This is a genomic window from Skermanella mucosa, from assembly GCF_016765655.2.
Lineage (GTDB): Bacteria > Pseudomonadota > Alphaproteobacteria > Azospirillales > Azospirillaceae > Skermanella > Skermanella mucosa.
In genome coordinates, this window is the sequence record NZ_CP086106.1 from 2,018,669 (window position 1) to 2,042,851 (window position 24,183).

The window sequence follows — 24,183 nt, forward strand, 5'->3', positions numbered from 1 at the left end:
GCCGTCAGGACTTGCCGAGATCGAAGCGGTCCAGCTCCATCACCTTGGTCCACGCCGCGACGAAGTCGTTGACGAAACGCTCCTGCGCGTCGCCGGCACCATAGACTTCGGCGATGGCGCGCAACTCGGAGTTCGCGCCGAAGGCGAGATCGACTCGGGTGGCCGTCCACTTCATCTCGCCCGTGGCGCGGTCCCGCCCTTCGAACAGCATCTCGTCCTCGGAGACGGGCTTCCACACCGTGCCCATGTCGAGCAGGTTGACGAAGAAATCGGTGGTCAGCGCGCCGGGACGCGACGTGAAGACGCCGTGCTTCGCATCGCCATGGTTGGCACCCAGGACGCGCAGGCCGCCGATAAGCACCGTCATCTCCGGCGCGGTGAGCGTCATCAGCTGCGCCTTGTCCACCATCATCTCCTCCGGCGAGACCGGAACCTCGTGCTTGAGGTAGTTCCGGAAGCCGTCGGCGACCGGTTCCATCACCGAGAAGGAATGGACGTCCGTCTGCTCCTGCGTGGCGTCGGTCCGGCCGGGGGTGAACGGAACCTCGACCGCGCTTCCGGCTTGCCTGGCGGCCTGCTCGACCGCGGCCGAGCCGCCGAGGACGATCAGGTCGGCGAGCGAGACCTTCTTGCCGCCCGCTGCCGCCCCGTCAAACTCCGCCTTGATGCCCTCCAGCACGCCCAGCACCCTGGCGAGCTCTGCCGGCTGGTTGGCTTCCCAGTCCTTCTGCGGGCTGAGGCGGATGCGCGCCCCGTTGGCCCCGCCGCGCCGGTCCGAACCGCGGAAGGTGTTGGCCGATGCCCAGGCGGTCCGGATCAGTTCCGCGGGCGAAAGGCCGGACGCGAGGATCTTCGCCTTCAGCCCGGCGATGTCCTGCGCATCGACCAGGGGATGATCGACGGCCGGCACCGGGTCCTGCCAGATCAGGTCCTCGGCCGGAACCTCCGGACCAAGGTAGCGCACGCGGGGTCCCATGTCCCGGTGGGTCAGCTTGAACCAGGCGCGGGCGAAGGCGTCGGCGAATTCCCCGGGGTTCGCATGGAAGCGCCGGGAGATCGGCTCGTAGATCGGGTCCATGCGCATCGCCATGTCGGCGGTCGTCATCATCAGCCGGACCCGCTGGCCCGATCCGTCGACCTGCGGCGCGTGGTCCTTCTCCTCCAGGTCCTTCGCCGCCCACTGCCAGGCGCCGGCCGGGCTCTTCACCAGTTCCCACTCGTAGCCGAACAGGACGTCGAAATAGCCGTTGTCCCAGGTCGTCGGGTTGGGGGTCCACGGCCCCTCGATGCCGCTGGTGATGGTATGGACGCCCTTGCCGCTCTCGAAGGCGCTTTGCCAGCCCAGCCCTGCCAGCTCCATCGAGGCGCCCTCGGGCTCGCGGCCGACATGGGCGGGGTCGCCGGCGCCGTGGGCCTTGCCGAAGGTGTGTCCGCCCGCGACCAGGGCCACCGTCTCCTCGTCGTTCATCGCCATGCGGGAGAAGGTCTCGCGGATGTCACGGCCGGAGGCGACCGGGTCGGGCTCGCCGTTCGGGCCTTGCGGGTTGACGTAGATCAGGCCCATCTGCACCGCGGCCAGCCGGTTTTCCAGCACCCGGTCGCCGGTGTAGCGCATGTCGCCCAGCCACTCGGCCTCGGGACCCCAGAAGATGTCTTCGCCCGGCTCCCAGGTGTCCGCGCGGCCTCCCCCGAAGCCGAAGGTCTTGAAGCCCATCGATTCCAGGGCGCAGTTGCCGGCGAGGATCATCAGGTCGGCCCAGGAGATCCGGCTGCCGTATTTCTGCTTGATCGGCCAGAGCAGCCGCCGCGCCTTGTCCAGGTTGCCGTTGTCCGGCCAGCTGTTCAGCGGGGCGAAGCGCTGCCCGCCGGACGAGGCGCCGCCCCGGCCGTCATAGGTGCGGTAGGTCCCGGCGCTGTGCCACGCCATGCGGATGAACAGCGGGCCGTAATGGCCGTAATCCGCCGGCCACCAATCCTGGCTGTCCGTCATCAGCGCGTAGAGATCCTGCTTCAGCGCCTGCAGGTCCAGTTTCTTGAACTCTTCGGAATAGTCGAACCCTTTCCCCATGGGGTCGCTGAGGGAAGAGTGCTGGCGCAGGATCCGCAGGTTGAGTTGATTGGGCCACCAGTCCCGGTTCGTCCGGAACACGGTGGGGGTGCGCTTCCCGCTTCCTCCCGTGAAGGGGCAGGCGACATCATCCGGCATGCTTTATCCTCCCTAGTGATACGTTTAGCCCGTGCTTCATGATCCATGCCGTTATGCGGCATTCTTGATTGACGGAGATCGGCCGCAGGAAGCTTGGAAGGACGACTGAAGCGGTTGCGTGCCGTTCCGGGGCGACCACGTCGATCCCCATTGGCGGGGCACCCCAGGCATATCCGCTTCGACGTTCTCCCGCTCGGACCTCCGGCCGTCTCCGTACAATGAACCAGAAATGCTGCCGAACGATGCTTCATTCAAGCCTGGAGGAAGCGATGTCCGGCGATGTCGGGGAAGACGGTCGCGACGACGGCGCGCGCGGCCTGTCCGGTTGTACGAAAGTTGCACGCGACTTGATATTTTCCCTCCGGCATGCGAAGTTGCATCCGGTCCGGAGTGAAAGCCGGATGCGTCCGAAGGCCATCGATTATGAGAAACCTGCTCAGCACCGTCTTGTTGGTCAGCGCGATCTTCTTGGCTTCGGGATGCGCAACTACCGGAGAGCCCTATTCATCCGGCAAGAGTGGGTCGGTAGATTGCGATAATTTTCGCATACAAAGTACCCGAAGCGATCTGAAGCCGGCGACGGAGAAAAACTGCTGGTCGGGCAATGTCGACTCGGTCGAATATGTTGCGACCAACTATGCCCGGCATTTCGAAAGCGGCACTGGTTACATGAACGCCTTGCTTCAAGTGGCGGGACATAATACCCTTGTAGTCCACAGGGAGACCCAAGCGCTCTTGAGCGGCTTCGAGCGGGTGAGGAAGGAAGGGACGGGGTGGCAGGAACTTCCGTCCCTGGAGTCGAACGGCCGGAAATACAGGCTATCGAAATTCTCTCTTGCCAGATCTATGCATGATTGCATCGGATATTCCGCTTTTGGCAACTCCTTCGAGCATGGCTACAGAAGTATCTTGTTCGGCTATTCATGCAAGCTGCCGCAACAGGGCAGGATGCAGGTCGAGGATCTCCAGAAGGATCTCGATGGGTTGCAGGTCCGGATGTAGTTCGGGGAAGGCGGTTTGGGCCGGGTCGCCGTCCTCCGAGTGATCTGATTCCAAGCGTTGGGCCACGGCCCAACGCATCGCGACGAGTGGAAGGGCAGGCCGTAAAAATAGGCGTCGTAAAAATAGGGGTCAGAGTCAATAAAGCTGACTTTCGAGGATGGCTCAAATCCTCGGAGATATGGGCTGCCTGTGCTGCAAGCCCGGTGACAGCGCTTCCGAGTCCTGAATTCCTGTTCCATGACACGGTCCGGGCCGACGTGCCGCATGGCGGCGGTGTTCTGGTCAATGTCCAGACAATGACCATTCCTCCTGCTCCCGGCGGCGGGGGAGGCTGCCGCCGGGAGCTTCGAAGGCGGGCTCCTGGGGAGAACCCGAACTCAGGCGCTGCCTTTGAGGGAAAGCCCTGTGCAGCCTTCCCGGCGCGCGTGCGCGAGCCGCGCGCCGCCGGCTCAGTCCGCCGCCCGCTCCTCCGGGCCGCCGTCCGGCCCCATGACCCTGCCGGCCGGCAGCCGGACCGTGACGGAGGTTCCCCGTCCCTCGGCGCTGGAGATCGTAAGCGTCCCGTCGTGGCGCTCGACCAGGGTCTTGGAGATGAACAGGCCCATGCCGCTGCCCTGGTAGCGCCGGGACATCACGTTCTCCACCCGGCTGAACGGCTTGCCCAGGTCCGTCAGGCGGCCTTCCGGGATGCCGATGCCGCTGTCGGAAATGGTGATCTCCAGGTCGCCGCCGGCGGGGTCGCGCCGGACGGCAAGGTCGATGCACCCTTCCTCGGAAGTGAACTTGGCGGCGTTGCCGAGCAGGTTGATCAGCACCTGCTTCAGCGCGCGGCGATCCGCCCGGAGCACCGGCGCCGGGTCCGGCAGCGTTTTCGTCACGGTCTGGCGCGTCTCGCCGGGGGAAAGGCGGGTCAGCCGCAAGGCCTCGTCCACGATCTCGGACAGGGTCACGGCCTCCTCCTGGAACTCCATCTGGCGGGCCTCGATCCGGGCCATGTTCAGCAGGTCGCTGATCAGGTCCAGCAGATGCTGGCCGCTGCGGTGGATGTCGCTGGCATAGTCGCGGTAGCGCTCGCTCAGGGGACCCAGGATCTGCTCCTTCAGGACCTCGCTGAAACCCATGATGGCGTTGAGCGGGGTGCGCAGCTCGTGGCTCATGCTGGCGAGGAATTCCGACTTGGCGCGGCTCGCCGCCTCGGCCGCGTCCTTGGCGGCGCGCAGCATCTCCTCCGTCTTCTTCTGCTCGGTGATGTCCCGGCAGACACCGAACACCTGGGCGACTTCGCCGGACTCGTCCTGGCTGAACTGCCACTGCGCCCAGACATGCCGCTCCTCCCCGTCGGGGCGACTGATGCGGAATTCCATGGCCGAGCGGCTTTTCTCCGCGGCGGAGCGGGTCAGCCTGCCCATCACCGCCTCGCGCTCGTCCGGGTGGACGAAGGAAAACACGTTGTCGAAGTTTGGGACGAAGCTCCGGCGGTCCACGCCGAAGATCCGGTAGGTCTCGTCCGACCATTCGACCCGCCCGCCGTCCACGTGCCACAGCCAGTCGCCCGTCCGGGCGATCCGCTGCGCTTCCGACAGCTCGCGTTCGCGGGTGCGCAGCGCCTCGGCCGAATTGCGCTCGGCGGTGATGTCGGTCCCGGTCCCGCGATAGCCCCGGAACACCCCGTGCTCGTCCAGGATCGGCCGCGACTTGATCCGGAAATGCCGCAGTTCGCCGCCCGGCGGCCGGTGGGAGAACTCGAAGCGGTCGATCGGCCGGCGGGCCTCCAGGTCCTCGTAGTAGCGCCGCCATTTCGGCGTCGCGGTGTTCTCCGAGACCATTTCCCGCAGCTGCCGCCCCATCATGTCCGCCGGGGCGATGCCGAGCGTATCGACGGCCCGGCCGGAAACATAGGTCACCCGGAAATCCGTGTTGCTCTCCCACAGCCAGTCCGACGCCACCTCGGTGAAGTCCCGGAAGCGCTGCTCGCTCCGGCGCAACGCCTCGACCACTTCGATCTTCTCGGTCACGTCCAGGATGCTGCCGGCGATGCGGACCGCCCGGCCGGCGGCGTCCCGCACCGCCTCGGCGCGCGACTGCATCCAGCGGAGCGCCCCGTCGGGCCGGCGGATGCGGAACGTCACGTCATAGGGCGTGCCGTGGGCGAGGTGGGATTCATAGGCCGCCGCGACCGCCGCCAGGTCCTCCGGGAGGATCAGCCGCTCCAGCGTTTCGCCCAGGATCCCGAATCCCGTGTCGGCGACCGGATCGGCGGACGGGTCCAACCCCAGCATCTGCTTGTGGAGAGGGCTCCAATGGACGGTCCCGCCGACCAGGTCGACGTCCCAGATGCCGACATGGCCGCCGCGGACCGCGACGGCGTAGCGTTCCTCGCCGACGCGCAGGGCCTCGTCGGTCCGGCTCCGGATGATCGCGATCGCGGCCAGCTTGGCGAGGCGGCCCGCCGTCTCCAGCTCGTCGCCGTCGGGTCCCCGGGCGACGCCGTAATAGGTGCCGAAGGTGCCCAGGACGACGCCGTCCGCGATGATCGGGAAAGACCAGCAGGCACGCAGCCCGTGGCGCAGGGCGCTGTCGCGATAGTCCTCCCACGACGGGTCCGACGCGATGTCCGGGACGATCACCGGCGTGCCGGTGAAGGCCGCCCTGCCGCACGATCCCGCTCCGACGCCTATGGCGACGCCGTCGATCGCGGCATTATAGTCGTTCGGCAGGCTCGGGGCGGCGGCGACGCCGAGATGGGTGCCGTCGCGGTCGAGCAGCAGGATCGAACAGCGGCTCTGCCGGGTAAGCTCCTCGGACAGCAGGCAGATCCGGGAGAGGACGGAGTCGAGCGGCGCGCCGGCGACGATCGCTTCCAGGATCGCCTGTTCGCCCCGCGTCGCCGCGTCGGCCTGCCTGCGCGCCGTGATCTCCACCATCGAGCCGTAGCTGCCGGTCAGCCGGCCCTCGCCGTCGCGCTCCAGCGTGACGCTCACGTCCACCCAGCAGCGCGATCCGGCGGCGGTCCGGAAGCAGACCTGGTGCCGGTAGCGCGTCTCCCGCCCCCTGGTCAGCCCGGTGAAGCGGATCAGGGAGCCCTGCCGTTCCTCCGGTGCCACGAAGTCAAGGTACGGGCGCCCGATGCAGTCCTCGACCGGCAGGCCGGTCATCCGCGACCACGCCGGGTTCAGGTAGGTCCACCTGCCGTCGGCATCGGCCGCGAACACCACTTCGGGCATCGTGGCGAGGACCTTGACGGGCAGCGGGAGGGATGCGTCCTCGGCCGGTTCCGGCCGCGGCGCGGATGAGGGGGAATACGTCGCGGAGGGCAATGTCGGACCGGTCGGTTGGGTAATCAGCGTTCTGATCAATCATCCGATAACAGTGGTTAAAGGACTCCTTTTCAACATGAAGCGCCTTCTATAAAGGCGCTGTTCATAAGAGATGAAAACCCGGGACGGCGAAGCTTCCGGGTCAGGCGCCCCGGATGCCGCCCTCGCGCGCGATTCCGTCGCGCGGGCCGGTGTCCGGCACGATGCTTTCGGGCATCATCTTCAGGATCGTGCCACCGGGTGCGACGGCGGGAGCGGGGCGCAGGGCGGTGACGTCGGCCGTCGGTCCTGCGGGGGTGTTCAGCAGGAGCGGCATCGCCGGGCAGGAATCGGGGGCGTCGATCGCGGCGCCGATCATCGCGGTCATCCGGCCCAGCGCCTCCTGGGTCAGCGCGAAGCCGTAGAGCACCGCCCCCGCGACCAGGGCGAAGCCGGAAACCAGGACGATCAGCATGCGATGGTCGAGCAGGGCGGACACGAGCCCGTAATTGATCAGCCGGTCGAGACCGCTTCCGGTGCTGAACTCGAGGACGGCGCCGGCGGTGAGGCCGAGAAAGCCGGCGGTGGACAGCAGGAGTCCGGTGATCTTCATTTCAATCCCATTGATGATTGGTCGAGTGCGTCTTCGGGCATTGTAGTAAAAATCCCTGGGTCCCTACCTCGCCCGGTAGGGGTGCCGGCGCGGTACTCCGCCCTACGCCGTTGGATGACTTAGGGGAAAGTCGGGGTGGTGCCTCGGGGCTGGCAGCAAGCGTGGGTTCTTTGTCATTGCTGCCAGCGCCCCGGCGGCTCGATAATGCCGCCATGACGACGATCCTTCGCCCCCGCATGGCCGTTCTGGCCTATCCCGATGTCCAGATCCTCGACGTGGCCGGACCGCTCCAGGTGTTCTGCCATGCCGGATACCCGGTCGAGATCATCGGGCTGGAGGCCGGTCCGCTGCGCACCTCGTCGGGGATGCAACTGGTCGCGGAGCGCGGCTTCGCGGAGGTCTCCGGCGGGATCGACACACTTCTGGTGGCGGGCGGCGTGGGCGTCGGAACGCCTGCCTCGGATCCCCGCGTCCTGGACTGGCTGCGCGGGATGCGCCCGCGCGTGCGGCGACTCGGGTCGGTCTGCTCCGGCGCCTTCGTGCTGGCCGCGGCGGGGGTGCTCGACGGACGCCGGGCGGTGACCCACTGGGCCCGGTGCGACGAATTCCGGGCGGCGTTCCCGCGGGTGCGGCTGGAGCCGGACGCCTTGCATATCCGCGATGGCGACATCTACACCTCCGCCGGGGTGACCGCCGGCATGGACCTGGCGCTGGCCATGGTCGAGGAGGACCGCGGCCACCGGGCGGCGCTGGAGATCGCGCGGCAGCTCGTGCTGTTCCTCAAGCGGCCGGGCGGGCAGTCGCAATTCAGCAGCCACGTGATGGCGGAGGCCGGCGCCGGGTCGCCGGTCCGCGCCGTGCAGGACTGGATTGTCGCGAACCCGTCGGCGGACCTCCGGGTCGAGGCGCTGGCGGACCGCGCCGGCATGAGCCCGCGCAACTTCGCCCGCGTCTTCCAGCGGGAGACCGGCACGACGCCCCAGAAATTCGTCGAGGGCGCCCGCCTCGACGCCGCCCGCGCCCGACTTGAACGCACCCGCGACCCGGTGGAGCGGATCGCGGAGGCGGCGGGCTTCGGCACGGCCGAGACCATGCGCCGGACCTTCCTGCGCCGGCTGGGCGTGACGCCGCAGGATTACCGCAGCCATTTCCGGGCCGAAGCGGCGGTGCCGGCGGCCTGAAACGCATTCATCGAGGGGGAACAGCATGTGGATCCTGCGTGAGGGCCGCGACGCCCTGATTCTCTGCGTCTGCCAGGCGCTTTTCTGGGCCGGCCTGATGATCAGCATCACCCTGACCGGGCTGATCGGCCAGATCATCGCGCCGGCCGCGGCGCTCGCGACCTTTCCCGTGGGCCTGCTGATGGTGTCGAACATCGCGCTGGCCCGGCCGATCTCGCTGCTGATGCAGCGGCACGGGCGCCGGGCGGGCTTTTCCGCCGGGGCGCTGGCCGGGGCGGCCGGGGGCGTGATCTGCGCGATCGGCATCTTCCGCGCCGACTTCCTGATCTTCTGCCTGGGCAACCTCGTCCTGGGAGCGCATCAGGCGGCGGCCCAGTACTACCGGCTGGCGGCGGTGGACCGGGTGGAGCCGGAGCGGCGCGGCCGGGCGGTTTCGCTGGTGCTGGCCGGCGGCATCGCCGCGGCCCTGGTGGCGCCGCCGCTGGCGCTCTGGACCAAGGACCTGTTCGCCCCGGTGCTGTTCGCCGGCTCGTTCCTGGCCCTGTCCGCGCTGAGCGTCCTGACGCTGGTCCCGCTGGCCCTGATGGCGCCCCGCGGGGCGCAGGCCGCCGAGGTGGCGGGGCAGGGGCGGCCGATGGCGGAAATCGCCCGGCAGCCGGTGTTCCTGGCGGCCCTGGCGAGCGCCGCGGTCGGCCATGCCGTGATGGTGCTGGTGATGCACGCCACGCCGCTGGCCATGGTCGCGTGCAACCTCACCGTCGGCGACGCGGCCGGCACGATCCGGGCCCACGTGCTGGGCATGTTCGTGCCGTCCTTCTTCACCGGGCGCCTGATCGACCGCCTGGGGGCGCCGGCAATCTCGGCCCTGGGCGCCGTCATCCTGGGGCTGAGCGCCGCCGTCTCCGCCTGGGACCAGCAACTGCTGCACTTCCAGGCCGGGCTGGTGCTGCTCGGCGTAGGGTGGAACTTCATGTATATCGCCGGAACCACCCTGCTGACCCGGTCCTATCGCCCGGAGGAACGCGGCAGGGTGCAGGGCTTCGCCGAGACCACCATCGCGGCCTGCGCCGCCGTCGCCTCCTTCGGGTCCGCCGGCCTGCTGGGCGCGCTGGGCTGGCAGGCGGTCAATTACGGCGCCCTGCCGTTCCTGGCGGCGGCGCTGGCTGTGACGCTGTGGTACGCCGCCGGTTCCCGGCGGGAGCGGCGGACGGTGCTTCCATAGCTATCTAACCTGTCCATCATGCTGGACGGCTGGACTGGACGGGTTATTGGTCATACCGCTTTTGGCCGGGAGCATGCCGACTTCTTCCAAGCTAGGTTACGGCCGCCGGCGCCTGGAAAACAGGCGCTGCCCGGGAAATCATCATGCCGGGTTTCCCGGAGCAAATAAGAAATGTCCGCACCGCCGCCGATAACCCGTGTGGCATGTGGGTTGCTTGAGGTGGCGGCGCGATGATGCCGGTTGCGAGGGGCTGACGGAATGGGGAAGTCGATGGAACGGATGATCGGGCGGCGGGCCGTGCTGGCGGTGGCTGGAGCCCTGGCGGGCGCGGTGGCCCTGGGGAGCGGCGCCGCCGGCGCCCTGGCGCAGGCGAAGGTCAAGGTCGCGGGCGTTTACACCGTTCCGATCGAGCAGCAGTGGGTCGGCCGCATCCATAAGGCGCTGAAGGAAGCCGAGGGCCGCGGCGAGATCGAGTATGTCTGGGCCGAGTCCGTCGCCGCGACCGACTATGAGCGGGTGCTGAGGCAATATGCCGAGGGCGGCCAGCAGCTGATCGTCGGCGAGGCCTTCGCGGTCGAGCGGCCGGCGCGCGCCGTCGCCAAGGACTATCCCAAGACGGCCTTCCTGATGGGGTCCAGCTTCGGGCCGGTGGCGAACAACTTCTCGGTCTTCGACAACTATATCCAGGAGCCGGCCTACCTGACCGGGATGATCGCGGGCGCCATGTCCAAGTCGGGCATCATCGGCATGGTCGGCGGCTACCCGATCCCCGAGGTCAACCGCCTGATGAACGCCTTCATGGACGGCGCCAAGGAGGTCAAGCCCGACATCAAGTTCATGGTCAGCTTCATCGGCTCCTGGTTCGACCCGCCCAAGGCCAAGGAAGCCGCCTTCGCGATGATCGACCGGGGCGCCGACATCCTTTATGCCGAGCGCTTCGGCGTGTCGGACGCCGCCAAGGAGCGCGGCAAGCTCGCCATCGGCAACGTCATCGACACCCAGCCGCAGTACCCGGAGACTGTGGTCGCCAGCGCCCTGTGGCACATGGAGCCGACCATCTTCCGGGCCATCGCGGCGGTGCGCGAGGGCAAGTTCATCGGCGAGGACTACGGCCAGTTCAGCACCATGAAGTTCATGGGGTCGAGCCTGGCGCCGCTCGGCACCTTCGAGGGCAAGGTCCCGGCGGAGGCGGTGGCGAAGGTCAGGGAGCGCGAGCAGCAGATCCGCGCCGGGACCTTCGCCGTCAAGGTGAACGACGGCGAGCCCAAGTCGTCGATGTAGGCGGTTCTTTGTGTCGCAGTCCACTTCCACCGGCGAGCGGGACGTCGTCCTCCGGCTCGCCGGCATCACCAAGCGTTTCGGGCCGCTGGTCGCCAACGACGATGTCTCGCTGGAGCTTCGCGGCGGCCAGGTGATGGCCCTGCTGGGCGAGAACGGCGCCGGCAAGACCACGCTGATGAACATCCTGTTCGGCCACTACGTGGCCGACGCGGGGCATATCGAGGCGTTCGGCCGGCCGCTGCCGCCGGGCTCGCCCAAGGCGGCCCTGGCCGCCGGCATCTGCATGGTCCATCAGCATTTCACGCTGGCCGACAACCTGTCGGTCCTGGACAACGTGATCCTGGGGACGGAGCCGCTCTGGCGCCTCCGGTCGGACCGCGGCCGGGGCCGGCGCAGGCTGGCGGAGCTGGCGGAGCGGTTCGGCCTCGCGGTTGATCCCGACGCCCGGGTGGGATCGCTGTCGGTCGGCGAGCGCCAGCGGGTCGAGATCCTGAAGGCGCTGTACCGCGACGCCCGCATCCTGATCCTGGACGAGCCGACCGCCGTCCTGACCCCTCAGGAGAGCGACCGGTTGTTCGCGACCCTGAAGCTGCTGACGGCGGAAGGCCTGGCGGTCATCTTCATCAGCCACAAGATGAACGAGGTCATGGCCGCCAGCGACGTGGTCGGCGTGTTGCGCGGCGGGCGCCTGGTGGCGCTCCGGCGCACCGCGGAGACCAGCCGGGGGGAGCTGGCCGAGCTGATGATCGGCCGCACCCTGAAGGCCCCGACCGTCGAGCCCCTGGACGCCGGGGAGCCGGTGCTGGTCCTGTCAGGCGTCACCGTGGCGGCGGGAGGCAAACCCGCGCTGGACGCAGTCGACCTGACCGTCCGCCGGCACCAGATCGTCGGCATCGCCGGTGTCTCGGGCAACGGGCAGTCCGTCCTGGCCGACCTGGTCAGCGGCCTGATCGTCCCCGGCGCCGGGCGGCTCCAGGTGCTGGGCGACGAAGTCCGATCGGCCGCGCCGGGCGACATGATCCGCCGCGGGGTGGCGCGCATCCCGGAGGACCGGCACGCGACCGGGCTGGTCGGCGACATGGCGGTGTGGGAGAACCTGATCGCCGAGCGCTACCGGCTGCCGGAATTCTCCCGCCTGGGATTCCTGAAGCGGGGGGCCGCGCGCGAGCGGGCGGAAAGCGTCATCCGGGACTACGACGTGCGCTGCCCGGGGCCGGACGCGGTGTCGCGCCTGCTGTCGGGCGGCAACATGCAGAAGCTGATCCTGGGCCGGACGCTGAGCTACGGCCCGGGGCTGATCCTGGCCAACCAGCCGACCCGGGGCCTCGACGTCGGCGCCGTGGCCTATGTCCACGAACGGCTGCTGGACGCCCGCGCCGCCGGGGCCGGCGTACTGTTGATCTCGGAGGACCTGGACGAGATCCTGTCGCTGGCCGACCAGGTCGCCGTGATCCACCGCGGCAGGCTGTCTCCCCTCCAGCCGCGCGCCGGAGTTACTATCCGCCGATTGGGGCTGGCGATGGCCGGGCATTGGGAAGAACTGTCGGAAGCGAATTGAATATGCTGCCTGAAAATGCTTTTTGAACCGAGGGCGCATCCGTCCGCGGCCTTGCGAGTGCTGGCCCCGGCCGGGGCGGTCGTCGCGGCGCTGGCGCTGTGCGCGGCGCTGATCGCCTGGACCGGGACCGGCGTGGGGGAGGCGTACGCGCTGCTGTTCCAGGGCGCGCTGGGCAGCCAATTCGCCTTGGCCGAGACGCTGACCCGGGCGACGCCGCTGATGCTGACCGGGCTGGCGGCGGCGGTGGCGTTCCGCGCCAAGCTGTGGAACATCGGCGCCGAGGGGCAGCTCTATGCCGGGGCTTTGGTCGCCGTCATCCTGGGCGGCGGGTTGGTGGACCTGCCGGGCTGGGCGCTGCTGCCGGCCGCGCTGCTGGGCGGCGCGCTGGCCGGCTCGGCCCTGCTGGTCGGCCCGACGGTGCTGAAGACGAGGCTGGGCGTGGACGAGGTGGTGACCACGCTGCTGCTGAACTTCATCGTGCTGCTGTTCGTCTCCATGATGCTGGAAGGGCCGCTGAAGGACCCGATGGGCATGGGCTGGCCGCAGAGCGCCCCGGTCCTTCCGGAAGCGGAGCTGCCGCGCCTGCTGGAGCGGTCGCGGCTGCATGCCGGGCTGGTCCTGGCCTTGGTCGCGGCGGTCGCGCTGTGGATCATGAACACCCGGACGACATGGGGCTACGAGATCAAGGCGGTGGGCGCCAACCCGGCGGCGGCGGGCTTCGCCGGCATCCCGGTCAACCGGGTGATGCTGAAGGTCGCCGTGCTGTCGGGCGGACTGGCCGGGCTGGCCGGCGCCGCCGAGATCGCCGGCCTCCGGGGCTATCTGACCCTCGACCTGTCGCCCGGCTTCGGCTACAGCGGGATCGTGGTCGCGATGCTGGCGCAGCTCCACCCGCTGGGGGTGGTCGCGGCCTCGGTGTTCGTGGCGGCGGTCTTCGTCGGCGCCGACGCCATGAGCCGGACCGTGGCCGTGCCGAACTATATCGCGGAGGTGCTGGTCGCGGTCAGCCTGCTCTGCGTGCTGGTGTCGTCCTTCCTGGTCCGCTATCGCATCCGGCGGTCGCCGTGAACCGCGGATTGGAGAACCGGCCATGATGGGCGAGATCGCCGACCTGCTGCTGTCCGCCACCTTCTGGGCGGCGACGCTGCGCATCGCGACCCCCTATATCCTGGGCACGCTGGGCGAGCTGGTGTGCGAGCGGGCCGGGGTGCTGAACCTCGGCATCGAGGGGATCATGACGCTGGGCGCGCTGGCCGGCTGGATGGCGGTCTACCAGGGCGCCGGCCTGTGGACCGGCGTGCTGGTCGCGGCTCTGGCGGGCGCGCTGCTCGGGCTCCTGCACGCGCTGCTGACGGTGCCGCTCGGGCTGTCGCAGCATGTCACCGGGATCGGCGTGACCCTGCTGGGCACCAGCCTGTCCTATTACGTCTATCGAATGGCGCTGCCCCAGGTCTCGACCCCGCCCACGGTCGAGCCGTTCCAGCCCTTCGCCGTGCCCGTGCTGTCCGACATCCCGGTGATCGGGCCGGCGCTGTTCACCCAGACGCCGCTGACCTACGCGGCGCTGGCGGCGGTGGCACTGGTCGCCTGGGTGCTCTACCGGACCCCGGCGGGGCTGGCGGTGCGCATGGTCGGCGAGAACCCGGCGGCGGCCGAGGCGCAGGGGATCGACGTGACCGCGGTGCGGGTCGGCGCCGTGATGTGCGGAAGCGCGCTGATGGCGGTCGGCGGGGCCTTCCTGACGCTGTCGGCGTTCAACGCCTTCTTCTTCAACATGATCAACGGCCGGGGCTGGATCTGCATCGCGCTGGTGGTATTCGCGTCCTGGCGGCCGGGCAAGGCGCTGCTGGGCGCCGTGCTGTTCGCCGCCTTCGACGCATTCCAGCTTCGGCTCCAGCAAATCGTCGGGCCGGCCCTGCCGTACCAGGTGTTCCTGATGCTGCCTTACCTGCTGAGCATCCTGGCCCTGGTGGTGATGTCCCGGCGCGCGGCCTATCCGCGGGCGCTGATGATCCCGTTCCGCAAAGGGGAGCGACACTGATGTTCGACCTGATCGTCCGCAACGCCAACCTGCCCGACGGCAGGACCGGCATCGATATCGGCGTGGCCGGCGGTCGCATCGCCGCCGTGCAGCCGGCGCTCGACGCCCAGGCCGGGGAGGAGATCGACGCGACCGGACGGCTGGTGACGCCGCCCTTCGTCGATGCCCACTTCCACATGGACGCGACGCTGAGCTACGGCCTGCCGCGGGTCAACCGCTCCGGCACGCTGCTGGAGGGCATCGCCCTGTGGGGCGAGCTGAAGCCGCTGCTGACCCGCGAGGCGCTGGTCGAGCGGGCGCTGGAATACTGCGACTGGGCGGTCGGGCGCGGGCTGCTGGCGATCCGCAGCCACGTGGACATCTGCGACCCGCGCCTGCTGGCGGTGGAGGCGCTGCTGGAGGTCCGGCAGCGGGTGGCGCCCTATATCGACCTTCAGCTCGTGGCCTTCCCGCAGGACGGCTATCTCCGCTACGCGAACGCCCCGGAACTGCTGGAGCGGGCGCTGGACATGGGCGTCGACGTGGTCGGCGGCATCCCGCATTTCGAACGCACCATGGCGGACGGGGCGGCGTCGGTCCGAATGCTGTGCGAGATCGCGGCCGAGCGCGGCCTGCGGGTGGACATGCATTGCGACGAGACCGACGACCCCCTGTCGCGGCATGTCGAGACCCTGGCCTACGAGACCCGGCGGCTCGGCCTCGGCGGCCGGGTGGTGGGCTCGCACCTGACGTCCATGCACTCGATGGACAATTACTATGTCAGCAAGCTGATCCCGCTGATGGCCGAGGCCGGCCTGGGCGTGATCTCCAACCCGCTGATCAACATCACCATCCAGGGCCGCCACGACACCTATCCCCGGCGCCGCGGCATGACCCGGGTGCCGGAGCTGATGGCCGCCGGCCTGACCGTCGCCTTCGGCCATGACTGCGTGATGGATCCCTGGTACTCGCTGGGTTCCGGCGACATGCTGGAAGTCGCCCACATGGGGCTCCACGTCGCGCAGATGACCTCGGTGGACGGCATGAACGCCTGCTTCCGCGCCGTGACCGAGAACCCGGCGCGCCTGATGGGCCTGGAGGGCTACGGGCTGGAAGTGGGCTGCAACGCCGACATGGTGGTGCTCCAGGCCCGCGACCCGGTCGAGGCGATCCGCCTGAAGGCGACCCGGCTGTTCGTGCTGCGGCGCGGCCGTGTGATCAGCCGGACGGCCCCGGCGGAAGCGCTGCTGAGCCTGGACGGCAGGCCGGAGCGGGTGGGGTTCGCGACGGGCGTGCGGTGATGGCAATTTGAGACCAGCTCAGTGGGATTCAACCGTAGGTCGGCTAGAGCGAAGCGGCAGCCGACAAAGCCGACGCGATGGTGTCGGCTGCCGCTTCGCTCTAGCCGACCTACGGGTGCGTGACGCCCTCATCGGTGGTCATCGCCAATTGCCCCTGCCATTACACGAAAAACGGCCCCGGCCCTTGGGAGGGGCCGGGGCCGTTTCGCCGCGACAGTAAGCTGAACGACGTTCAGCGAACCAATCACTTCTTGCCGGTCAGCGCGTCCTTGATGCCGCCGATGACGTTCTGGATCTTGCCTTCGGCCTTGTCGGACTTGCCCTCGGACTGGAGCTTGCTGTCGCCGGTCAGGTTGCCGGCGCCTTCCTTCAGATCGCCCTTCATCTTCTTCATCGAGCCTTCGGTCCGGTCGTCGGTCATACTGATTTCCTTGATCTTGATGTGCCGCGCCCGCAAACGCGATCGTATACAGGACAACAGGTGTCGACGGGATTCGTCCCGCAGGGGGAGGAAACAATCTTGACCGGGTAGCGTTGGGAAGGCGACTTGCCGCCTGTCCCGCCAGATCCGGAGATCGCGACCATGCCCAACGAGAGCGCCCTTACGCCGGGCCGCTTCACCCGCCTGCTGCTGGTAACCGTGCTGGTCGCCGGCCTTGCCCTGATGGCGTGGCAGATCGTCCAGGTGCTGCTGCTTGTGTTCGGCGCGATCCTGCTGGCCGTGCTGCTGAAGCGCTCCGCCGACTGGCTGGCGGCGCATTCCCCGCTGTCGGGCGGCTGGGCGCTGGCGGTGGTGCTGATGGCGATCATAGCCGTCCTGGTGATCTGCGGCTGGCTGTTCGGCGCGCAGGTGTCGAGCCAGGTGGAGCAGCTGACCAGGGTCGTCCCGGAGGCGTGGGGACGGGTCCGGGAACAGCTGGAGGGTTCTTCCTGGGGACGGGCGGCGCTCGACGCCGTCAGTGGGGTCGATCCCGCCAGCGTCTCGGGCGGCATGGTCCGCGAGGCCGGGAGCCTGATCATGACGGTAGTCGGCGGGCTCGGCAACGTGCTGCTGCTGGTCGCGGGCGGCGTCTACCTCGCGGCTCAGCCGGGGCTTTACCGGGAGGGCGTCGTGGCCCTGATGCCGAAGTCGGCGGAAGCGCGGGCGCGCGAGGTCCTGGACGCCATGGGCGAGGCGCTGGGCAAGTGGCTGAAGGGCCAGTTCATCTCGATGCTGATGGTCGGGGCGCTGACCAGCCTGGGCCTGTGGCTGCTCGGCGTGCCGTCGGCCCTGGCGCTGGGCCTGCTGGCCGGCCTCGGCGAGTTCGTGCCGCTGATCGGTGCCTTCGCGACCGCGATCCCCGCCCTGCTGGCCGCCTCCACCGTGGACATGTCCACGGTCGTCTATACCCTGGTGCTGTACGTCGTGATCCAGCAGATCGAAGGCAACCTGATCATGCCCATGGTGGAGCGCCGGATGGTCTCGCTGCCCCCCGCGCTCGCCCTGTTCGCGGTGGTCGCCTTCGGCCTGATGTTCGGCATCCTCGGCGTCATCTTCGCGACGCCGCTGACCGTCGTGGCCTATGTCGCGGTGAAGAAGCTGTACGTGGAGGACGCGCTGGGAAAGCGGGAGCCGGCGTCCTGAGCCGGCCCCGCTCCGGGACTCACGCCCTGAGGCGATCCATGTACTGCTTGCGGACCTTCGAAACCTTCGGCGCGATCACGACCTGGCAATAGGGCTGGGCCGAGTTGCGGGCGTAATAGTCGTCGTGGTACGCCTCCGCCGGGTAGAAGACGGGCAGGGGGGCCAGCTCGGTCACGATCGGGCGGTCCCAGATCCGCCGCTCGCCGAAGGACTTCATCACCTCGCGCGCGGTCTGTGCCTGCTCCGCGTCGTGGTGGAAGACCACCGAGCGGTACTGCGGGCCGACATCGTTGCCCTGGCGGTTCAACGTCGTCGGGTCGTGGGTGGTGAAGAACACTTCCAGCAGGTCGCGGTAGGAGATCACCTCCGGGTCGTAGGTGATCCGGACCACCTCGGCATGCCCGGTCCGGGCGGTGCAGACCTGCTCGTAGGTGGGGTTCTCCACATGCCCGCCGGCATAGCCGGACTGGACCTTCTCCACGCCGCGGAGCTGCTGGAAGACCGCTTCGGTGCACCAGAAGCAGCCGCCGCCGAAAGTCGCCTGTGCCAATTGCCGATCTGCGGCCATCATGCTTCATCCTCTTGAGTCGTCGCTACTCCCGCCATGTGGTGCCTCCGGGCGCCGCCGAACACCCGGGAGGCCATTCACAATGGCGAGAGCGCGGTTCAGGCGGTCTTCGCAGGCTCCAGCTTCAGCTCCTCGACCATCTTCTGCCGCATGATGAATTTCTGGATCTTGCCGGTCACCGTCATGGGGAAGCCGTCCACGAAGCGGATGTAGCGCGGCAGCTTGTAGTGGGCGATGCTGCCCCGGCAGAACTCCAGCACCTCCTCCTCGGTCAGCGTCTCGCCGTCCTGGACATGGATCCAGGCGCAGAGCTGCTCGCCGAACCGCTCGTCGGGGACGCCGAAGACCTGGACGTCCTTGATCCGCGGATGGGTGTAGAGGAATTCCTCGACCTCGCGGGGATAGATGTTCTCGCCGCCCCTGATCACCATGTCCTTGATCCGGCCGACGATGTTGCAATAGCCCTCGGCGTCGATGGTGGCGAGGTCGCCGGTGTGCATCCAACGGCCGGCGTCGATCGCCTCGCGGGTGCGCTCCTCGTCGCCCCAATAGCCCAGCATCACCGAATAGCCGCGGGTCAGCAGTTCGCCGGGCGTGCCGACCGGGACGATCCTGCCCTCGGCGTCCACGACCTTGACCTCCAGGTGCGGCTGGATGCGGCCGACGGTCGAGACGCGCCGCTCCAGCGGATCATCCACCGAGCTCTGGAAGCTGACCGGGCTGGTCTCCGTCATGCCGTAGGCGATGGTGATCTCGCCCATGTTCATCTCATCCGCGACCCGCTTCATCACCTCGGTCGGGCAGGGCGAGCCCGCCATGATGCCGGTGCGCAGCGTGGTCAGGTCGAACTCCCCGAACCGGGGATGGTTGAGGATGGAGATGAACATGGTCGGCACGCCGTGCAGGCCGGTGCAGCGCTCCTCCTGGACCGTGGACAGGACGGCCTCGGCGTCGAAGCCCTCGCCCGGGATCACCATGCAGGCCCGGTGCGTGACGCAGGCGAGGTTGCCCAGCACCATGCCGAAGCAGTGGTAGAACGGCACGGGGATGCACAGCCGGTCCCGCTCGGTCAGCCGCATCGCCTCGCCGATGAAGAAGCCGTTGTTCAGGATGTTGTGGTGGGTCAGCGTGGCGCCCTTGGGATTGCCCGTGGTGCCGCTGGTGAACTGGATGTTGATCGCCTCGTCGAACTGGAGCGCGTCGCGCAGCCGCTCCAGCTCCGCGAAATGCTCGTCCCGGGCGCCGGCCGCGATGTCGGCGAAGTTGAACATGCCGGCAGTGCGCTCGTCCCCCAGCCGGATCACCGTCCGCAGGGCCGGCAGCTTGTGCGAGTCCAGGTGCCCGGGCGCGCAGCGGTCCAGCTCGGGCGCGACCTGCCGCAGCATGCCGAGATAATCGCTGCTCTTGAAGGACGCCGCCAGGATCAGCGCCTTGCAGCCGACCTTGTTCAGCGCGTATTCCAGCTCGTGGGTGCGGTAGGCCGGGTTGATGTTGACCAGCACCAGCCCGGCCTTGGCCGTGGCGAACTGGGTCAGCACCCATTCGGAATTGTTCTGCGACCAGATCCCGATGCGGTCGCCCGGCTTCAGTCCCAGCGCGATCAAGCCAGCGGCCAGCCGGTCGGTCTCCGCCTTGAACTGGGCGTAGGTCAGCCGGACGCCCTGATGCCGGACTACCAGGGCGTCGGCGTCCGGCGACAGCTCCGCCATGCGGTCCAGATGGACGCCGATGGTGTCGCCGATCAGCGGCGTAGGCGACGCGCCGTGGACATAGCTGTGGGTCAGCAGGGGGGTCTGGGTGGGTTCGGCCATCGTTTCCTCCGCACGGCACCGTCGGCCACGGTGCCTTCTTCGTCTTGGTCCTTCTCCGGCGCACTTCGGCGCGCGGGCAGATGACTACAACGATCCAGTCGGAGGGCAAAATGGCGCAAACGAAGGCGCCGGAATTCGAACAACGTTTGATCTGACGGCGAAAGTCAAACGTCGAGATGAAAGGACACGGTCCTCACACCATATAAGTCAGATGACGTGAATGACCGCCTGGCTTGCGGCGCCGACCGTCACGGCAAGGAATACCATGCGGGCTACGAAGCGTTCTGCGGGCGACCAACGCGCCCAGTCCTTAGAAAAGCTGTTCCACATGACAGCACCATCTTGGAGGTTTCGCGAGCTTGGCTGATGACCTCCACCCTGAACGACCGTGGTTATTATCCAGTTAACATTATGGTTAACGGCAGCTGGCGGGTTTTGTTCCGTGATGATGTCACAGATGTCCGGCATTTGGTCGTTTTCCCCGCCTGAGAATCATGATCGTTGAGGCATTCCGATGAGAACTTTGCTAGAACATCCCCATGGAATGGACTGACGAGGCGATCGTGTTGTCCGCCCGGCCGCACGGCGAGGCGGCGGTGGTGGCGACCCTGCTGACCCGCACCCATGGCCGGCATTCCGGCCTGGTGCAGGGCGGCCGTTCGTCCCGGCAGCGGGGCAACCTGCAACCCGGCAATCGGGTGAGCGCGCGTTGGCGCGCCCGGCTGGCCGACCATCTCGGGACCTTCACGATAGAGCCGATCCACAACAACGCCGCCGGCATGCTGGACGACCCGCTACGCCTGGCGGGGCTGGTGTCCGCCTGCACCGTGACGGAAGTCGTCCTGCCCGACCGGGAGCCGCACGAGCCGGTCTTCCACGGGCTGGCGGCGCTGCTGGAGGCGTTCGAGACGCCGTTGTGGGCGCCGGCCTATGTCCGGTGGGAGCTGGGGCTGTTGCAGGAGCTGGGCTTCGGCCTCGACCTCGCGTCCTGCGCCGCCACCGGCAGCAACGACGCGCTGGCCTATGTCAGTCCGCGCACCGGCCGGGCGGTCTCGCTGTCCGCCGGCGAGCCCTACCGCGACAAGCTGCTGCCCCTGCCGGGCTTCCTGGCCGGGCAACCCGGCTGGAGCGAGGCGGAAGTGCTTGCCGGGCTCGACCTGACGGGGCATTTCCTCGAACGCAACGCGCTTGCCCATGCCTCCGCCCAGGCGGTCGCGGCTTTGCCGGCGGCCCGTACCCGTTTTATAGAACGCTATCGCAAAATGGCTACCCTTCCTGGTAGTAGATAAGACATGACCGACCCTGCACTCGACATCCACGACAAGCCGCTCTCCGAGGCGCTCGGCGAGCGGTATCTCTCCTACGCGCTGTCCACCATCATGGCGCGCTCGCTGCCCGACGTGCGCGACGGGCTGAAGCCGGTCCATCGCCGGCTGCTCTACGCCATGAGCCAGCTGAAGCTGGAGCCGGACACGCCGCCCAAGAAATGCGCCCGCGTCGTCGGCGACGTGATCGGTAAGTTCCACCCCCACGGCGACACCGCGGTCTACGACGCGCTGGTCCGGCTGGCGCAGGATTTCGCGGTCCGCTACCCGCTGATCGACGGGCAGGGCAATTTCGGCAACATCGACGGCGACAACGCCGCCGCCATGCGGTACACCGAGGCCCGGCTGACCGACGTGGCCCGCGCCCTGCTCGAAGGGATCGACGAGGACACGGTCGATTTCCGCGGCACATACGACGGCGAGGGCGAGGAGCCGATCGTGCTTCCCGCCGCCTTCCCGAACCTGCTGGCCAACGGCTCGCAGGGCATCGCGGTCGGCATGGCGACCTCCATCCCGCCGCACAACGCGGAAGAGCTGTGCGACGCCCTGAGCCACCTGATCAAGAAGCCCGACGCCACGGTCGAGGATCTGATCAGGTTCATCCCCGGCCCGGATTTCCCGACCGGCGGCACCCTGGTCGAGCCGGTGGCCTCGATCGCCGAGGCCTACCGCACCGGGCGCGGCAGCTTCCGCCTGCGCGCTCGGTGGGAGGTCGAGAAGCTGGGGCAGGGCACCTGGCAGATCGTCGTCACCGAGATCCCCTACCAGGTCCAGAAGAGCCGGCTGATCGAGAAGATCGCCGAGCTGCTGGCGGCGCGGAAGCTGTTCCTGCTGGACGACGTGCGCGACGAATCGGCGGAGGACATCCGTCTCGTCCTGGTGCCGAAGAACCGCAACGTCGATCCCGACGTGCTGATGGAATCCCTGTTCAAGACCACCGACCTGGAAACCCGGTTCGGCTTGAACATGAACGTGCTGGACAAGGACAACGTCCCGCGCGTCATGAACCTGCGCGAGGTCCTGCAAGCCTTCCTGGCGCACCGGATCGAGGTGCTGGAGCGACGCTCGCGCCATCGGCTGGGCAAGATCGACCACCGGCTGGAAGTGCTGGGCGGTTATCTGATCGCCTACCTGAACCTGGACGAGGTGATCCGCATCATCCGCGAGGAGGACGAGCCCAAGCGCTCGCTGATGAAGACCTTCGCGCTGAGCGACGTCCAGGCCGAGGCGATCCTGAACATGCGGCTGCGGTCGCTCCGCAAGCTTGAGGAGTTCGAGATCCGCAAGGAGCATGACAGCCTGTCGGCCGAGCGCGCCGACCTGCTCGACCTGCTGGAGAACGAGCCCCGGCGCTGGAAGGCGATCGCCAAGCAGATCGCGGAGACGCGCAAGCGGTTCGGCAAGGCGACCAAGCTGGGCGCCCGCCGGACGGTGGTGGCCGACGCCCCGTCCGCCGTCATCATCCCGCTGGAGGCCATGGTCGAGCGCGAGCCCGTCACGGTCTTCTGCTCGGAGAAGGGCTGGATCCGGGCGGTCAAGGGACACCAGGCCGATACCTCCGAGATCAAGTACAAGGACGGCGACCGCGAGCGCTTCGTGCTCCGGGTGGAGACCACGGACAAGCTGATCGTGCTGGGCACCAACGGCCGGTTCTACACGCTTGGGGTGGACAAGCTGCCGCGCGGCCGGGGCTTCGGCGAGCCGTTGCGGCTGATGATCGACCTCGCCAACGACGCCGAGCTGGTCACCCTGTTCAAGCACCAGCCGGGGCGCCGGCTGCTGGTGGCGGCGTCCAACGGCCGCGGCTTCCAGGTCGAGGAGGACGAGGTGATCGCCCAGACCCGCGGCGGCAAGCAGGTCATGACCCTTGGTGACGGCATCGAGGCGAAGTTCTGCATCCCGGTGGAGGGCGACACGGTCGCGGCGATCGGCAACAACCGCAAGCTCCTGGTCTTCCCGCTGGAGGAGGTGCCCGTGATGACCCGGGGGCGCGGCGTCATGATCCAGAAATACACCGACGGCAGCCTCGCCGACCTGACGACCTTCAGGTTTTCGGAAGGGCTGTCGTGGAAAAGCGGCGACCGCACCCGGCTGGAGACGGACATGACCCCCTGGAAGGGCAACCGGGGCACGTCGGGCCGGCTGCCGCCCAACGGGTTCCCGAAGAACAACCGCTTCACCTGATCCCGATACCTGCTTCCGATAAAGGCGTCCCGCGGAGGAACACTCCGACCGTCGTTTCGTTCTTCGTCCCACAAAGGCTCGGCATCGACGATGTCGGGACGATAGACGACTGTCGGAGAGTGGGATGCGCAAGAGCTTGATGATGACGACCGCCGCGCTGGCCGCGTGGTCCTGGGCTTCGGCCGCGGGTGCGCAGCAGCCCGACCGCGTGGTGGAGCCGCCGGGGCCGGAGATCAACGTCCAGCAGCCCCCGGCGTCGGTCGACGTGCAGCAGCCGGCACCGGAAGTGACGGTGGAACAGCAGCCGCCGGAGATCATCATCGAGCAGCAGGCGCCACAGATCATCGTCCGGCAGGCACCGCCCCGGATCATCGTGCGCCAGCCGCCGCCCGAGATCACGGTCCGCCAGTTCCAGCCCCAGGTCATCGTGCGGCAGCGCGAGCCCGAGGTGATCATCGAGCAGGCGGATCCGGAAATCCAGGTCGAGCAGCCGGAGCCCCGCGTGACGGTGCAGCAGGCGCAGCCCCAGGTGGACGTGCAGCAGGCCCAGCCGCAGGTGGTCATCGAGCAGCCCGAACCGCAGGTCGAGGTCCAGCCGCTCGTGCCGGCCCCCGTACCGGCTCCCACTCCCGCCCCCGAGCCGGCACCCGCACCCGTCGCCGAGGCGCCCGAGGCGGCGCCCGCCGACGCTCCGGTGGCCGGGGTGGCGCCGGAACAGATGATCGGGCGCCCCGTGGTCAATGCCCAGGGCGAGCAGGTCGGGCAGATCCGGGATTTCCTGCTCGGGCCGGCCGGAACCGTGGAGACCGCCATCGTCGACGTCGGCGGCTATCTCGGCGCACCCAAGGAGATCGCGGTCCCGTGGGGACAGGTTAACGCCGAGCCGCAGGAGGGGCCGGTCACCCTGCCGATGGACCGGCAGCAGCTCGAAGCCGCTCCCGGCCACGACTATGCCGAAGGCGCCAACGCCGTCGTCGGCCCCGCCCGCTGA

19 protein-coding genes are annotated in these 24,183 nt (G+C 68.4%); 12 read left to right on the plus strand and 7 right to left on the minus strand.

Annotated elements, in window-relative coordinates:
• Nucleotides 1-4 precede the first annotated feature (4 nt).
• Nucleotides 5-2,206, minus strand: a complete 2,202-nt coding sequence (gene katG / locus JL100_RS09160; protein ID WP_202683400.1) for a catalase/peroxidase HPI — start codon at nt 2,204-2,206, stop codon at nt 5-7.
• 423 nt (nt 2,207-2,629) lie between these two features.
• On the opposite strand from katG, the gene JL100_RS09165 reads away from it, so the two are divergent.
• A complete protein-coding gene (locus JL100_RS09165) occupies nt 2,630-3,208 on the plus strand; it encodes a hypothetical protein (RefSeq protein ID WP_202683399.1) in 579 nt (192 codons plus the stop codon).
• 449 nt (nt 3,209-3,657) lie between these two features.
• On the opposite strand, the gene JL100_RS09170 is transcribed toward JL100_RS09165, so the two are convergent.
• Nucleotides 3,658-6,432, minus strand: coding sequence for a PAS domain S-box protein (locus JL100_RS09170; protein WP_202683398.1), 2,775 nt, complete (start codon nt 6,430-6,432; stop codon nt 3,658-3,660).
• A gap of 235 nt (nt 6,433-6,667) precedes the next feature.
• Nucleotides 6,668-7,117: a hypothetical protein gene (locus tag JL100_RS09175; RefSeq protein ID WP_202683397.1), complete on the minus strand. Its 450-nt coding sequence runs from the start codon at nt 7,115-7,117 to the stop codon at nt 6,668-6,670.
• Between the two features lie 212 nt (nt 7,118-7,329).
• Here JL100_RS09175 and JL100_RS09180 point away from each other — a divergent pair, with 212 nt between their 5' ends.
• The 7 genes from JL100_RS09180 to JL100_RS09210 all read left to right on the plus strand — a co-directional run bounded on the left by JL100_RS09180 (nt 7,330) and on the right by JL100_RS09210 (nt 15,680).
• A complete protein-coding gene (locus tag JL100_RS09180) occupies nt 7,330-8,298 on the plus strand; it encodes a GlxA family transcriptional regulator (RefSeq protein WP_202683396.1) in 969 nt (322 codons plus the stop codon).
• Nucleotides 8,299-8,323: 25 nt separating this feature from the next.
• On the plus strand, nt 8,324-9,520 hold the full coding sequence (locus tag JL100_RS09185) for an MFS transporter (RefSeq protein ID WP_202683395.1): 1,197 nt from the start codon (nt 8,324-8,326) through the stop codon (nt 9,518-9,520).
• Between the two features lie 270 nt (nt 9,521-9,790).
• Nucleotides 9,791-10,801 (plus strand): BMP family protein, encoded by a 1,011-nt coding sequence (locus tag JL100_RS09190; protein ID WP_202683394.1) that lies wholly within the window; start codon nt 9,791-9,793, stop codon nt 10,799-10,801.
• 10 nt (nt 10,802-10,811) lie between these two features.
• Nucleotides 10,812-12,359 (plus strand): ABC transporter ATP-binding protein, encoded by a 1,548-nt coding sequence (locus JL100_RS09195; RefSeq protein ID WP_202683393.1) that lies wholly within the window; start codon nt 10,812-10,814, stop codon nt 12,357-12,359.
• Nucleotides 12,360-12,374: 15 nt separating this feature from the next.
• On the plus strand, nt 12,375-13,427 hold the full coding sequence (locus tag JL100_RS09200; RefSeq protein ID WP_202683392.1) for an ABC transporter permease: 1,053 nt from the start codon (nt 12,375-12,377) through the stop codon (nt 13,425-13,427).
• A gap of 25 nt (nt 13,428-13,452) precedes the next feature.
• Nucleotides 13,453-14,400 carry an ABC transporter permease gene (locus tag JL100_RS09205; RefSeq protein ID WP_202683479.1) on the plus strand — a complete coding sequence of 316 codons (948 nt, stop codon included), beginning with the start codon at nt 13,453-13,455 and terminating at the stop codon, nt 14,398-14,400.
• Nucleotides 14,400-15,680, plus strand: coding sequence for an amidohydrolase family protein (locus JL100_RS09210; RefSeq protein ID WP_202683391.1), 1,281 nt, complete (start codon nt 14,400-14,402; stop codon nt 15,678-15,680). Before JL100_RS09205 ends, JL100_RS09210 begins: the two co-directional genes overlap by 1 nt.
• A 244-nt stretch (nt 15,681-15,924) precedes the next feature.
• Here the strand turns inward: JL100_RS09210 and JL100_RS09215 are convergent, their stop codons facing one another.
• Complete coding sequence (locus JL100_RS09215) at nt 15,925-16,101, minus strand: CsbD family protein (protein WP_202683390.1); 177 nt, start codon at nt 16,099-16,101, stop codon at nt 15,925-15,927.
• A gap of 162 nt (nt 16,102-16,263) precedes the next feature.
• On the opposite strand from JL100_RS09215, the gene JL100_RS09220 reads away from it, so the two are divergent.
• Entirely contained in the window at nt 16,264-17,304 is a 1,041-nt protein-coding gene (locus JL100_RS09220) for an AI-2E family transporter (protein ID WP_202683389.1), read from the plus strand.
• A 19-nt stretch (nt 17,305-17,323) separates the two neighbouring features.
• Here JL100_RS09220 and msrA read toward each other — a convergent pair whose 3' ends face one another.
• From msrA to JL100_RS09235, 3 genes are all read right to left on the minus strand, one after another.
• Nucleotides 17,324-17,875: a peptide-methionine (S)-S-oxide reductase MsrA gene (gene msrA / locus JL100_RS09225; RefSeq protein WP_228421158.1), complete on the minus strand. Its 552-nt coding sequence runs from the start codon at nt 17,873-17,875 to the stop codon at nt 17,324-17,326.
• A 95-nt stretch (nt 17,876-17,970) separates the two neighbouring features.
• On the minus strand, nt 17,971-19,683 hold the full coding sequence (locus JL100_RS09230) for an AMP-binding protein (protein ID WP_202683388.1): 1,713 nt from the start codon (nt 19,681-19,683) through the stop codon (nt 17,971-17,973).
• Between the two features lie 207 nt (nt 19,684-19,890).
• Nucleotides 19,891-20,151: a hypothetical protein gene (locus JL100_RS09235; RefSeq protein ID WP_202683387.1), complete on the minus strand. Its 261-nt coding sequence runs from the start codon at nt 20,149-20,151 to the stop codon at nt 19,891-19,893.
• Between the two features lie 71 nt (nt 20,152-20,222).
• Between JL100_RS09235 and recO the strand changes: the two genes are divergently transcribed.
• From recO to JL100_RS09250, 3 genes are all read left to right on the plus strand, one after another.
• The gene (recO, locus tag JL100_RS09240) at nt 20,223-20,972 is read left to right on the plus strand and encodes a DNA repair protein RecO (RefSeq protein ID WP_202683386.1); all 750 of its coding nucleotides are present in this window, start codon (nt 20,223-20,225) and stop codon (nt 20,970-20,972) included.
• A 3-nt stretch (nt 20,973-20,975) separates the two neighbouring features.
• The gene (gene parC / locus JL100_RS09245) at nt 20,976-23,192 is read left to right on the plus strand and encodes a DNA topoisomerase IV subunit A (RefSeq protein ID WP_202683385.1); all 2,217 of its coding nucleotides are present in this window, start codon (nt 20,976-20,978) and stop codon (nt 23,190-23,192) included.
• A 124-nt stretch (nt 23,193-23,316) separates the two neighbouring features.
• Complete coding sequence (locus JL100_RS09250; RefSeq protein WP_202683384.1) at nt 23,317-24,183, plus strand: PRC-barrel domain-containing protein; 867 nt, start codon at nt 23,317-23,319, stop codon at nt 24,181-24,183.

Excerpts from the sequence above, each read along its gene's own strand:
- JL100_RS09235 (WP_202683387.1), bottom strand. The coding sequence starts at position 20,151 with ATGCCGGACATCTGTGACATCATCACGGAACAAAACCCGCCAGCTGCC.
- JL100_RS09175 (WP_202683397.1), bottom strand. The coding sequence starts at position 7,117 with ATGAAGATCACCGGACTCCTGCTGTCCACCGCCGGCTTTCTCGGCCTC.
- JL100_RS09180 (WP_202683396.1), top strand. The coding sequence starts at position 7,330 with ATGACGACGATCCTTCGCCCCCGCATGGCCGTTCTGGCCTATCCCGAT.
- parC (WP_202683385.1), top strand. The coding sequence starts at position 20,976 with ATGACCGACCCTGCACTCGACATCCACGACAAGCCGCTCTCCGAGGCG.
- JL100_RS09185 (WP_202683395.1), top strand. The coding sequence starts at position 8,324 with ATGTGGATCCTGCGTGAGGGCCGCGACGCCCTGATTCTCTGCGTCTGC.
- JL100_RS09165 (WP_202683399.1), top strand. The coding sequence starts at position 2,630 with ATGAGAAACCTGCTCAGCACCGTCTTGTTGGTCAGCGCGATCTTCTTG.
- JL100_RS09230 (WP_202683388.1), bottom strand. The coding sequence starts at position 19,683 with ATGGCCGAACCCACCCAGACCCCCCTGCTGACCCACAGCTATGTCCAC.
- JL100_RS09205 (WP_202683479.1), top strand. The coding sequence starts at position 13,453 with ATGGGCGAGATCGCCGACCTGCTGCTGTCCGCCACCTTCTGGGCGGCG.
- JL100_RS09210 (WP_202683391.1), top strand. The coding sequence starts at position 14,400 with ATGTTCGACCTGATCGTCCGCAACGCCAACCTGCCCGACGGCAGGACC.
- JL100_RS09250 (WP_202683384.1), top strand. The coding sequence starts at position 23,317 with ATGCGCAAGAGCTTGATGATGACGACCGCCGCGCTGGCCGCGTGGTCC.
- JL100_RS09190 (WP_202683394.1), top strand. The coding sequence starts at position 9,791 with ATGGAACGGATGATCGGGCGGCGGGCCGTGCTGGCGGTGGCTGGAGCC.
- JL100_RS09200 (WP_202683392.1), top strand. The coding sequence starts at position 12,375 with ATGCTTTTTGAACCGAGGGCGCATCCGTCCGCGGCCTTGCGAGTGCTG.
- recO (WP_202683386.1), top strand. The coding sequence starts at position 20,223 with ATGGAATGGACTGACGAGGCGATCGTGTTGTCCGCCCGGCCGCACGGC.
- msrA (WP_228421158.1), bottom strand. The coding sequence starts at position 17,875 with ATGATGGCCGCAGATCGGCAATTGGCACAGGCGACTTTCGGCGGCGGC.
- JL100_RS09170 (WP_202683398.1), bottom strand. The coding sequence starts at position 6,432 with ATGCCCGAAGTGGTGTTCGCGGCCGATGCCGACGGCAGGTGGACCTAC.
- JL100_RS09215 (WP_202683390.1), bottom strand. The coding sequence starts at position 16,101 with ATGACCGACGACCGGACCGAAGGCTCGATGAAGAAGATGAAGGGCGAT.
- katG (WP_202683400.1), bottom strand. The coding sequence starts at position 2,206 with ATGCCGGATGATGTCGCCTGCCCCTTCACGGGAGGAAGCGGGAAGCGC.
- JL100_RS09220 (WP_202683389.1), top strand. The coding sequence starts at position 16,264 with ATGCCCAACGAGAGCGCCCTTACGCCGGGCCGCTTCACCCGCCTGCTG.